The sequence below is a fragment of the Bartonella taylorii 8TBB genome, assembly GCF_902825155.1.
GTDB lineage: Bacteria > Pseudomonadota > Alphaproteobacteria > Rhizobiales > Rhizobiaceae > Bartonella > Bartonella taylorii_A.
Map to the genome: position 1 here is coordinate 38,075 of NZ_CADEAG010000007.1, position 12,031 is coordinate 50,105.

At 35.5% G+C, this 12,031-nt stretch carries 8 protein-coding genes, 1 tRNA gene and 3 pseudogenes; 9 read left to right on the forward strand and 3 right to left on the reverse strand.

The features are described from left to right. Positions 1 to 52 precede the first annotated feature (52 nt). Both rpsD and ttcA read left to right on the forward strand, forming a co-directional pair. Positions 53 to 670: a 30S ribosomal protein S4 gene (gene rpsD / locus J7R13_RS06370; RefSeq protein WP_208437957.1), complete on the forward strand. Its 618-nt coding sequence runs from the start codon at positions 53 to 55 to the stop codon at positions 668 to 670. 253 nt (positions 671 to 923) lie between these two features. Then, positions 924 to 1,802 carry a tRNA 2-thiocytidine(32) synthetase TtcA gene (gene ttcA / locus J7R13_RS06375; protein WP_208437958.1) on the forward strand — a complete coding sequence of 293 codons (879 nt, stop codon included), beginning with the start codon at positions 924 to 926 and terminating at the stop codon, positions 1,800 to 1,802. 44 nt (positions 1,803 to 1,846) lie between these two features. Here ttcA and rimO read toward each other — a convergent pair whose 3' ends face one another. Together rimO and lexA are read right to left on the reverse strand one after the other, a co-directional pair. After that, the gene (rimO, locus tag J7R13_RS06380; RefSeq protein WP_208437959.1) at positions 1,847 to 3,160 is read right to left on the reverse strand and encodes a 30S ribosomal protein S12 methylthiotransferase RimO; all 1,314 of its coding nucleotides are present in this window, start codon (positions 3,158 to 3,160) and stop codon (positions 1,847 to 1,849) included. A 240-nt stretch (positions 3,161 to 3,400) separates the two neighbouring features. Continuing rightward, positions 3,401 to 4,114 (reverse strand): transcriptional repressor LexA, encoded by a 714-nt coding sequence (gene lexA, locus J7R13_RS06385; protein ID WP_208437960.1) that lies wholly within the window; start codon positions 4,112 to 4,114, stop codon positions 3,401 to 3,403. Between the two features lie 925 nt (positions 4,115 to 5,039). On the opposite strand from lexA, the gene J7R13_RS06390 reads away from it, so the two are divergent. Beyond that, a tRNA-Lys gene (locus J7R13_RS06390) sits at positions 5,040 to 5,115 on the forward strand. 60 nt (positions 5,116 to 5,175) lie between these two features. Here J7R13_RS06390 and J7R13_RS06395 read toward each other — a convergent pair. Next, positions 5,176 to 5,881: pseudogene (locus J7R13_RS06395) on the reverse strand (tyrosine-type recombinase/integrase); the annotation flags it as partial. A gap of 465 nt (positions 5,882 to 6,346) precedes the next feature. On the opposite strand from J7R13_RS06395, the pseudogene J7R13_RS09665 reads away from it, so the two are divergent. From J7R13_RS09665 to J7R13_RS06420, 6 genes and pseudogenes are all read left to right on the forward strand, one after another. Further along, positions 6,347 to 6,664: pseudogene (locus J7R13_RS09665) on the forward strand (hypothetical protein). Between the two features lies 1 nt (position 6,665). Continuing rightward, a pseudogene (locus tag J7R13_RS06400) lies at positions 6,666 to 7,495 on the forward strand (phage terminase large subunit); the annotation flags it as partial. A 429-nt stretch (positions 7,496 to 7,924) separates the two neighbouring features. Further along, positions 7,925 to 8,803 (forward strand): septal ring lytic transglycosylase RlpA family protein, encoded by an 879-nt coding sequence (locus J7R13_RS06405; protein ID WP_208437961.1) that lies wholly within the window; start codon positions 7,925 to 7,927, stop codon positions 8,801 to 8,803. Positions 8,804 to 9,082: 279 nt separating this feature from the next. Continuing rightward, the gene (locus J7R13_RS06410) at positions 9,083 to 10,246 is read left to right on the forward strand and encodes a D-alanyl-D-alanine carboxypeptidase family protein (RefSeq protein ID WP_208438005.1); all 1,164 of its coding nucleotides are present in this window, start codon (positions 9,083 to 9,085) and stop codon (positions 10,244 to 10,246) included. 30 nt (positions 10,247 to 10,276) lie between these two features. Beyond that, positions 10,277 to 10,945, forward strand: a complete 669-nt coding sequence (gene tmk, locus J7R13_RS06415) for a dTMP kinase (protein ID WP_208437962.1) — start codon at positions 10,277 to 10,279, stop codon at positions 10,943 to 10,945. Then, complete coding sequence (locus J7R13_RS06420; RefSeq protein ID WP_208437963.1) at positions 10,942 to 11,988, forward strand: DNA polymerase III subunit delta'; 1,047 nt, start codon at positions 10,942 to 10,944, stop codon at positions 11,986 to 11,988. Before tmk ends, J7R13_RS06420 begins: the two co-directional genes overlap by 4 nt. Positions 11,989 to 12,031 lie beyond the last annotated feature (43 nt).

A 12,031-nucleotide genomic window follows, 5' to 3' on the forward strand; every position in this document is an offset into this window, starting at 1 on the left:
GTTTCCTTGGGGTCTACTATAAGGCCTTGTGTTTTATTTTTAAGGAAATGCGATGAGTAAACGCGAAACAACGAAGTATAAAATTGACCGTCGTATGGGAGAAAATATTTGGGGGCGTCCAAAATCTCCTGTGAATCGCCGTGATTATGGTCCAGGTCAGCATGGACAGCGCCGTAAAGGGAAGCTTTCTGACTATGGTGTGCAATTGCGTGCTAAGCAGAAACTAAAGGGTTTTTACGGTGATATTTCAGAAAAACAATTCCGTAAAACTTATGCAGAAGCTTCTCGTCGGCGTGGCGATACTGGTGAAAATCTTATCGGCCTTTTAGAATCACGTTTGGATGCGGTCGTTTACCGTGCAAAATTTGTACCTACAATTTTTGCTTCTCGCCAATTTATCAATCATGGTCATGTTAAGGTAAATGGTCGGCGCACGAATATTCAATCGTATCGCTGTAAACCAGGTGACGTTATTGAGATTCGTGAAAAATCAAAACAGCTTGTTTTGGTTTTGGAATCTGTGCAATTGGCAGAGCGTGATGTGCCTGAATATATTGAAGCGGATCATAATCAAATGAAAGCAACATTTATGCGTATTCCTGCTTTTGCAGATGTTCCTTATGCTGTACGAATGGAACCTAATTTAGTTGTTGAATTTTATTCTCGTTAAATTCTCTATGAGAGAGGCTATTACTCTTTCTGCTTTTTTATATGCTCAAATTCATTATATTGCTTTATAGCCATTAATGAAGTGTCTTTTATAAGACGGTGTTGTATTGAGTTTATTTTTTATATTTTATAGCAATGGGGTTTGTATAGCCCATTGCTTTTCTATGTATCTCATCTTATAGATTGAATTAGGCTGCACTACACTCGTTGTTGTTTCTGTTACTTTTGTAGAATTTGCTATTTAATGCAGTATTATGGGTAATGTTTCAGTTGAATATCAGGTAATGGAAGAGAATGTAAAGAGAACTGATTCTTTATTGAGTGAAGTTGATGATTGTCATCCAATATTTCGGATTGCTCCTTCGACTGTGGAATTTAATAAATTACGTAAACGGCTTTTACGTCATATGCGGCAAGCATTGGATGATTTTTCTATGCTTTCTTCAGGAGACAAATGGCTTATCGCTTTATCGGGCGGAAAAGATTCTTACGGCTTACTAGCGCTTCTTTTAGATTTAAAATGGCGCGGTTTTTTACCTGTTGAAATTCTAGCTTGTAATCTTGATCAAGGACAACCAGGCTTCCCAAAGCATATTCTTCCAGACTTTTTAAACTCTTATCAAATTCCATATCGCATTGAGTATCAGGATACTTATTCCATTGTTACAGATAAATTGACACATACGCAAACATATTGTTCGCTTTGTTCTCGGTTGCGACGTGGTAACTTATACCGCATCGCTCGTGAAGAGGGATGTTCTGCATTAGTTCTCGGACATCATCGTGATGATGTTTTAGAGACATTTTTTATGAATTTGTTTCATGGTGGACGATTAGCAGCCATGCCTGGAAAGCTTATCAACGATGAAGGAGATCTTTTTGTTTTACGCCCTCTTGTTTATGCTGCTGAGGAAGATATGGAAAAGTTTTCTCAAGCAATGCAATTTCCTATCATTCCTTGCAATCTTTGTGGTAGCCAAGATGGTTTGCAACGCAATACAATGAAAGAAATGCTTAGAGATATTGAAAGAAGGATGCCGGGGCGTAAGGATACCATGATTCGTGCTTTGACAAATGTTCGTCCAAGCCATTTGCTTGATAAAAATTTCTTCGATTTTAAAACTTTCTTATGATTATGAAGATTATTTATTAAGCGCAATAAGTCTGAGATTTACCTTCAAACTGCTATACCATAAAGATCATAAGCATCCGATTCTTCGATTTTTACGGTAACAAATTCACCTACACGTAACGGTCGTCGTGATGATATATGCACAATGCCATCTATTTCTGGAGCATCATATTGACTACGGCCTTTAGCGGTTTTTCCTTGACTTTCATCAATCAGAACTTGGAGTCTTTTTCCAATTTTTTTCTTCAAAAGAAGAGCTGAAATTTGTTGTTGTTTTGCCATAAAGCGATGCCAGCGGCTTTCTTTTACTTCTTCGGCAATATTTTCTAAACCCAAATCATTGGCAGCAGCACCTTTTACTTCTTCATATTTAAAACAGCCGGCACGTTCAATTTTTGTTTCCTCTAACCATTCGAGAAGTATATTAAAATCTTCATTCGTTTCTCCTGGAAACCCGACAATAAATGTTGATCGTAAAGTGAGGTCTGGACAAATTTTTCTCCACTTTTCAATTCTACGATTTGTTTTTTCCATATGTGCAGGACGCTTCATGTTACGTAAAACCGTTGGTGATGCGTGTTGAAAAGGAATATCCAGATAAGGGAGAATTTTTCTTTCCGCCATAAGTTCAATAACTTCATCAACATGAGGATAAGGATAGACATAATGCATGCGTATCCAAATACCCATGTTGCCTAACTCGCAACAAAGATCGAAAAATTTGGTTCTTACTGTGCGATCTTTCCAAGGACTTTCGCGATATTTAATATCAATACCGTAAGCACTTGTATCTTGTGAAATAACCAAAAGTTCTTTTACGCCGGCTTGGACGAGTTTTTCAGCTTCGCGAAGAACATCATTGATAGGGCGTGAAGTAAGGTTACCACGTAGAGTAGGGATAATGCAAAAACTACATCGATTAGAACATCCTTCAGAAATTTTTAAATAAGCATAATGGCGAGGTGTTAAGCGAATACCTTGCGGGGGAACTAAATCAATAAAGGGATCATGAATTGGAGGAATTACTGTATGAACAGCTTGTATAACACTTTCATAGGCCTGTGGCCCTGTAATAGCTAATACATTAGGATGTGCTTGACGAATAACATCAGGATCAGCACCAAGACACCCAGTTACAATAACCTTCCCATTTTCTTTGAGGGCTTCACCAATATTAGCTAATGATTCATTTCGAGCAGAATCAATAAAACCACAGGTATTCACAATGACAAGATCAGCACGTTGATGCTTATGTGAGATTTCATAACCTTCAGATCGTAGTCTAGTAATAATTCGCTCAGAATCTACAAGTGCTTTTGGACATCCTAGGGAGACAAAACTAATACGAGGTGCTGCCATGATAAATCCTGCAACTTTATGACAATTAAATTTTATTTGCTGTTTTTACTTCATTGAGAATAAAAAACGCTCTTTATCCTTGATACATATGCAACACGACTTGTTACAAAATTATTTGTTTTCTTGCTAAGACATTTTATAGGTGCATACGTTATTGTTGATGAGTGTGGCACAATATGGAAAAAATACCAAACAATTTTTGCTAAATGTATGAACGTATTAAGAAAATTTCTTCATTTTTTAATATTTGCGGATAAGTCCGATAAGTTTACCTTGTATCTGTACACGCTCAGATCCGTATATGCGTGTTTCGTAGTGAGGATTTGCAGCTTCTAATGTAATAGAGGTTCCTTTGCGTCGATAACGTTTTAAAGTTGCTTCTTCTTTATCAATGAATGCTACAACAATTTCACCTGATATTGCTGTACTTTGACATTTAACAATTATAGTATCTTTATCAAGAATACCAGCTTCAATCATAGAATCATCTCTGACTTCTAAAGCGTAGTGCTCGCCTGAATTAATCATATCTTGTGGTAAAGAGAGCGTGTTTGTTTGTTGCAATATAGCGGAGGCAGGCACACTTGCAGCAATGCGACCCATAATAGGAATGGTAATATTCTTTTTGTTTTCTATCTTAAAGTTATCAAGATCATCAAAATTTTTTGATATTTCTCTTTTGTTCTTCTCTATCTTACTGGGAGAAATTTTACGCGCTAGAGAAAGATTAAATGTTATTTTCTCGGGGAGTCGAATTACCTCTACTGCACGGGCACGATTTGGCAAACGGCGTATAAAACCTCTTTGTTCTAAGGCTACCATGAGCCTATGAATACCAGACTTTGAAGAAAGCTCTAATGCAATTTTCATTTCATCAAAGGAGGGAGGAATGCCTGTTTCTTTCATATGATTATGAATAAATAAGAGTAGCTCATATTGTTTACATGTCAGCATTCAATATTCCAATCAAAAGAATCAAAAGCAAGATAAATAGAAAATAAAATATATATATCTATAAATATTTTAATTTTTTTGATATAAGTTTATAAGAAATTATTTGTTTTTAGTTTATAATTGATATTAATAAACTAATATTTGTTTATTATTATCGTATATATAAAATAATATTTTTGAATATATTTTACTCATTTTAATTGAGATGAGCTCTCTTAAGTTAAATTATGCAATCCATTTTGAAAAAAATTATCCATCTCTTCTTAAAAGAGATTTGCGTGCCCGGATCATTCCACATATTATTCATGCTCTTTATTTTCAGTAATTTATCTATATCTCAAATATTGAGCGTGTTTTTTATTGTTATTTTAATTTAGATAAACTTCCGATTTATATTTATCTTATTTTTTTTATAAAAACGAATTTCTTCGTTATATCTCCATTGTGTATTACTAAAATTGCACTCATATCTGAAAATTGGAAAAAAATACTTAAAGATATAAAAATAGATAATTATACTTTTAGGAAAATAATATAATATCTATAACTTTCGATAACTATATTTCTTTTTTGTTTTATCCATTAAACTTAACAACAAAACACACAGCTGCTTTGTTTCTTATTTTCTTTGGTTGTTTATCAACACATTTTACCGTTTGTACAAATTTTCTGCTTTTCCCATAACTTTGAAATATTCACTCTTTTATGCTTCAGAAGCTGTGATGCCTTTTATGTTGAAATTATCCCTTTTATTCCAATTTAAAACAGGGGAAAAATTGTATACATTAGTAATGGAAAAAACAGAAAAGACAGAAAATTATTGATAACTAAACTGAATAATAATATTTTTTTCGAAAGGTGTTGACCAAATGAAAAGTCAACCGTATGTTCCACTCACTTTCTGCAAGCGAAATGACTTGTGTGGGAGCGCGTAGCTCAGCTGGTAGAGCAACTGACTTTTAATCAGTAGGTCCAGGGTTCGAATCCCTGCGCGCTCACCAATTATCAGTAAAATCAATAGTTTATATAAAAGTTCGGCAATTTTTGTTCCTTTGATTCTGTTAGCTTATTTTTCTGTATGCCCGAACCTTTTTGAAGTTTTTTATTGATTCTATTGCTAGGCATTTTCTATCGGTTGTTTTAGTATAAAGTGGTGTCATGCTGTCTTCTGTCCAGCCAAAAAATGCTTTCAGTTGTGATTACTGTATCTCCTGCGTTTACTGCACGTGTTGCTGCTAACTTTCACAATCCATGTACTGATTTTTATTTTAGCTGTATTACATGCTTCGCGAAACGTGGTACCAAAGCATTCTTTAACAAGCTTATTTTCGCTTTTGCCACAAATGAATGTTTCATTACCAATGGGACTCATTTCAAGTGTTGTGGCTAGTTCCTGTAAAATTGGAAGAAAAACAATTGACTTTTTTCTGTTTTGAGATGGATGATGTTATCTTCAGCGTCTTTCCAACTAATGCGAACGGCGTCACCACGGCACAAGCCAGTATAAAAAAGGACGTCAATCCAAACACGCTCGTGCCTGCCTAGCTGCCAACAACGGTAGTATTGGTCGATATCTGCATCTGACCAAGGTATAAAGCCTTCTGCGTTAAAGGATTTAGGCGTTTTAATATTAAGGGCAGAATTTTTGTTTAAAAGCGCACTATCAACCGCTTAATTAAAAGAACTATTTAAAGCTGTTAAGAAGTGTCTTGCTGTTGTGGGTGTTGCACGTCTTCTTTCTATGATATCAAAAATATGTTGTTTTTCATGCAATGTTTCCGATATTTGTGGTATTTGTACTGTCATGTTGGTATCATTTTATTTTTAAAATATTTTTGTAGTTTGATAAATCGTTTGTATCTCATGCTCTTCTTATGCGCTGAAAAAAGATTGTAGTGATTGTAGATATATAGATATCATGAGTGCTATATAGCATTTTTGGTGTCTTTTCCCTCTTTATTAGTTATTTGTTGTATAATTGATTCGTTTAGGTGATACAATTTTGAGTTGTTGATTATAAAAACACCAGATTTAGGTAAGAAAGTAAAAAAACATACAATATCGTGATTTTTGTTGACAGGATGTGAGAAACAGAATTTTACGTCGCTGCTGTACCAGCTGGGTTGTGTCTAAAATTACAGTAAAGGTATAACCTCTCTTATAAGTTTATATGATTGTCCTGATTCCTGTGTTTGCGGTTTTTTATTGTCTTGTTCACAAAAAGAAACACACATGAAAACCATTGAAAAAACTGCAAAAAGAATGCCTCCAAAGATAGGTCAAGGGCGGAAAAAAGCGTACCAAATAAAACGACACGTATTTTGAAAGAAGTGGTGCTTAAAGCAGCAGAACACGCTGGTAAAGAAATATGGTGATGACGGTTTGATCTTTTACCTCGAAAAATAAGCACTCAAATGTCCCGCTGATTACCTGTCATTGTTGGGGAAGATTTTGCCTCTTCAAGTGATAGGCGCGGATGGCGAAGCTATTAAGATGATAACGCGTGTGGAAATTGTAGCCCCTGATTTTGAGAGGAATACTTTAGAGTAAGATGGCTGTAAGGCAAGTTATATTAGTTCCAAAGCTTATACCGATATTTACAGGCAGTGCGGCGGTACATGCGGATTGAGGAGAGAGAGGATCTGGAAAAACAAGATCATTTGCGTCTTGATGGCGGCTTTGAAAGGCTATCAGTTTGGCATGGAAGACATTTCAAGGACCATTTTTGTGCACAGCGGTTCCAAAATTCGCTAGCTGAAAGTTCTCTGGAAGAGATCAAACGCACATTGAAGTGCATGACTTTTTAAATGACTATTGTAAGGTTGGGGAGTCGTCGATTAAGATTGATGCTTGTATCGCTTTTCAGTTTTCTGAACTAGACCGCAATATTGTAAGTATCAAGTCTATGGAGCGACTTTTGCTTTTTTTTGGGGTTGATGGAAGCAGAGCCTGTTACAGAGACGGCTTGGCAAACGCTTATACCGACTTTACGTGAAGAGGGGGAGGGATGGAGAGCAGAGTTGTGGGTCACATGGAAACCGTTACGTGAGGATGTCCCCGTTGAGAGGCGGTTTCGTTTTTCCAACAATGAGGCAATTAAGTGTGTTGAGATCAACTAGTCAGATAATTCGAAATTTCCAAAGATCTCGAATGAAGCGCGGTTGGATGATCTTAACAATCGTCCAGAGAACTACAAACATATTTGGGAAGGGGATTATCTGAAAGCCGTTCAGAGTGCCTATTATCAAAAGGAAATGTTGGCAGTTGAGTAGGAGGGACGAATAGGGCGTGGTTGCTCGTGACCCCTTGATACAAATGCGTGCTTTTTGGGACATTGGGGGAACAGGCAGCAAGGCAGATGCAACAGCGATATGTATTGCAATACACAAAGTGGACAATGCTTAGACATTACTAAAGATGATATTTCAAACTTTCAAGAAAATGGTCCGTAATTATTGGATTGTTCTATTAATTTACGTTTTTTTTGCATTAATTAGAGTGATTTACTACTCGTTATACAGAATCATCATACTTATTCACAGTTTATATTATGAAATCATATTTTTTATGAAGATATTGATTTCTTTATTCTTTAATTCATCCATAACGTCTATGAGATTGCATTTATTTCTTGCGAAAAATCATAAAAAGATTAATAATATATTAATTTCTTGATAAAAGGTACTTTTTTGGGCTATTATAGCTGTGCGTGGGGAATTATCCGAAAATGTGAATTTCTCTGTCGCATATAGAAGGTGCGATGTGATTTTTTTGCAGTAAATATTTAATTAAAAATAAGCGGGATGATAAATGCTTTTAATTAGCAAAGAGAAGTTTACTTCTATTCTTAACTCAACATTTCAATTTGTTTCTGTAGTAGTTGTTTCCCAGTTATTGGTATCTTGCTGTGCAAGCCAAACAGCACATTTTACAATAAAAAGTTTTTACAATAATAGAGCAACCAACGTAAAAACTGCTGTTCTTCCTAAAAAAAATGCACGTGGGCAAAATCAGTTAAAAGAAAAGAAAAATGGGCAGGCTATTGTCGGTAAACCTTACCAAGTAAACGGAAAGTGGTACTATCCCCAAAATGATCCAACCTATCAGCGTGTTGGAGAAGCATCATGGTATGGTGCAGATTTTCACGGGCGTTTAACTGCAAACGGTGAGATTTATAACATGAATCTTTTGACTGCTGCTCATCCTACAATGCCTTTACCAAGTTATGCTCGTGTTACTAATCTGAAAAACGGATCTTCACTCATTGTTAGGGTGAATGATCGGGGTCCTTTTATGAAAGATAGAATCATTGATTTATCAAAGCAAGCTGCAGAAATACTTGGATATGCAAGTGCAGGCGTAACAAATGTTAAAGTGGAATATATTTCTGAAGCGCCTGTTGGTTATTATGATGGTGCTTATTTAATGGCTTCTTATACATCAGGGAATGAGGGTCCATCCTCATTGGTATTGGCGAATATTTCGAAAGAAAGAAAAAATATTGTGCTAGAAAGAATCGGTGCAGATAATCAAAAACGATTAGATGAATCTGCAATTGAACAAAAACAACTCAATAAAACTCTTTCAGTAAGATTGCCAGAAAATGGTCCAGTTTTGATTGATAAGCCGATGTCCTTTGATCAAGTGGCTTTCATAAATAAACCAAGCAAAAAGATACGCGTTAATTAATTGCAGGTATTTTAAACAAAAAGATGAAGCTGCATATTGTTATGAAAAAGGTAACGCTTAAGAGCATCAATTACGCTTTGTAGGCATTTAAAACATTAAAAATAAATTCTACGTGAGAAATGAAAAGGGAAATGCAGCATGCTTGTTTATTTTGATGATAGTGAGCAAAAATAAGAAACTGTTCTCATTTTTTGGTGATTTTTAATTTACAAGAAAACAAATCTTTTCTTGCATAAGGAGATTCTTTATGCTGCTCCTTTAGATATAGGAGAAACGGTTATGCGCACAGCATTAAGGGTTTTATTCACCTTATTTTGGATGTTGACATTGGAAGGGTGGGGGAGAGCACAAAATTTTCAAGATTCTGCACCGCAATTACTATTATTGGATAATGATACAGATACAATACTTCTTGAAAAACAAAGTGACATTACTTTTTTTCCTGCTTCATTAGTAAAATTGATGACGGCTGAAGTTATATTTCATCAATTAAAAGAAGGCTTGTTAAGTGATACACAAAAATTCAAGGTAAGTGAGAATGCTTGGCGCAAAGGTGGAGCACCTTCCGGTACAACTACCATGTTTGCAAAAGTAAAGACAGAAATTAGTGTTTCTGACCTTTTGCGCGGTTTAATTATTGTTAATGGCAATGATGCTGCTATTATTCTTGCTGAGGGAATAGCGGGAAGTGAGGCTAATTTCGCAAAGCTGATGAATCAGAGGGCTAAAATACTCGGATTATCACATAGCTGTTTTGTTAATGCGACAGGGCTTCCTGAAGAAGGGCAGTTTGTAACATTGCGTGATATGATCGTACTAACACGTCATATTGTTCATGAATACCCCTCTTATTATGCCCTTTATCGTGAACCTTACTTTACTTGGAATAAGATTTTTCAACGGAACAAAAATCCTCTTATTTCTAAGAAAATTGGTGCAGAAGGGTTTGGTTTTGGCTATAGTGAAAAAGAAGGTTTTTCAATGGTTGCTTCCGTTTATAAAAATCATAGGCGCCTTTTTTTAGCAGTAAATGGTTTGCAAGATGGTAAAGGATATGCAAAAGAAGTAGAACGCATTCTTCAATGGGGAATGACAGCTTTTGATCTTAAAACGGTTTTTACAGAAGGAGAAACAGTTGGCTATGCTTCTGTTTATGGTGGAATACACAATTCTGTTCCACTTATTGTTAAAAAGCCAGTAAGTTTTATGCTTTTGAATGAAAAAAAAATCAATGTTAAAGCAAAAATTAAATACCGTGGTCCATTGAAAGCTCCTATTGCTTTAGGGCAGCCAATTGGTGTTATTCAAATTTTAGAAGATAAAAAACTTCTTCTTGAAAAGCCAGTTTTTGCTGGAATCAATATTCAGGAGGGAAGTTTCTTTAAAAAAGTAAAAGATGCATTCTATGAAATAACAATTGGATGGTTACGAGAATATTTCTAGTGCATGCTTCATAAGGATTAAGGTTTACACGTGTCAGGTTATTTTATCACATTTGAAGGGGGGGACGGAGTAGGAAAAACAACACAAATTTCTTTCCTTGCTGACCATCTCAAGGGAAAAGGCTATGAAGTTGTTATGACACGAGAACCAGGAGGAACGCTAGGTGCAGAAATAATACGTCATATTTTATTGTCTGGTCAGATACAACAGTATGAGCCTTTAATTGAAGCTGTCTTATTTACAGCCGCACGCATCGATCATGTTACTGAGGTTATCACGCCTTCTTTGCAAGAAGGAAAAGTCGTTTTATGTGATCGCTTTATTGATTCTACACGTGTTTATCAAGGACTCCATAATAAAATAAGTTCTTCTATTCTTTCCGTTTTAGAACGTGTTGCACTCAATGGAATAATGCCTCATTTAACATTTTTATTAGATATATCAGCAAAATATGCTATGAAACGTGCAAATAATCGAAGATTCTTGGAAGATGTAAATTACATAAAGAAAACAAAAACGATCGATTATTTTGAAAAAGATAGTTTTGAGATTCAAGAACAAAGGCGCAAAGCTTTTCTTCGACTGGCAGAACAAGAACCTCATAGATTTCGTGTGATTGATGCAACAAATACAATGCACGTTGTTGCAGACCAAATAAAAAGTATTTGTGATCAAGCAATGATGGACCATTTTACATGAATGACGTCAATTCTTTACGCCAATATGATAATATTGATACAGTTTTATCACCTTCACAAAATAGTATGATCTTTGGCCATGAGGATGCTCGTCATTTTTTGGCACAAATGCATAAGGAAGGACGTTTACACCATGCATTATTATTTGAAGGAGAACATGGGATTGGAAAGGCTACATTGGCGTTTCATCTTGCGTGGAATATTTTAAGCTCTCAAAAGAGTGATTTCCTGCAACCAGAGTCTAATTCTAGTACGTGGCGCCAAATTATGCAGGGCAGTCATCCTGGTCTTTTGCACATTTCACGTCGCTTTGATTTAAAAAACCAAAAGTTCAAAACAGGTATACTTATTGATGATATCCGCGATGTTATGCATTTTTTAAACCAGACATCGCGAGATAATGGGTGGCGTATCGTTATCATTGATTCCGCCGATGATATGAATAGAAGTGCGGCTAATGCAATTCTTAAAATGCTTGAGGAACCTCCTGCAAAAACTTTATTCATTATTATTACACACTCCTTAGGAAGACTGCTTCCAACAATTCGCTCACGATGCCAACAGATCTCTTTACGACCATTGCATAATGATGAGATGAAACAAGTCATTACACATGTTTTTTCCAATCACGATTTAAATGATGAAGAAGCTATTGAAGTGATTATTCAAAAATCTAAAGGAAATCCTCGAAAAGCTGCCTTACTTATTTTTCACGGTGGATTTGAAATTGTTCAAACCATTGATACTCTCTTTAAGCAATCTGTTTGCAATCCCGCTATCGTACACGTTCTTGCTCAAACACTTTCTTCAGATGTTCAATTTCAACAGTTTAGCGATGAAATTCTTGATAAAATTCAAGAAAGAGCTATCATGCTCGTTGAAAGAGGAGATTTGTTGCTCTCAAAAAATTGTGCGCAAGTGTGGCAAGAGATTCATCAAAAAATAAGAGAAATACAATCGTTTAATCTTGATAAGAAGCAATTTATTATAAATCTGCTTTTTAAAATCCATAAGATCATTCGCGAGAGTGAGATTTTTGCGTGACAATGTGATTAACAGACGTTATGCCATTTGTAATCTTTGATTG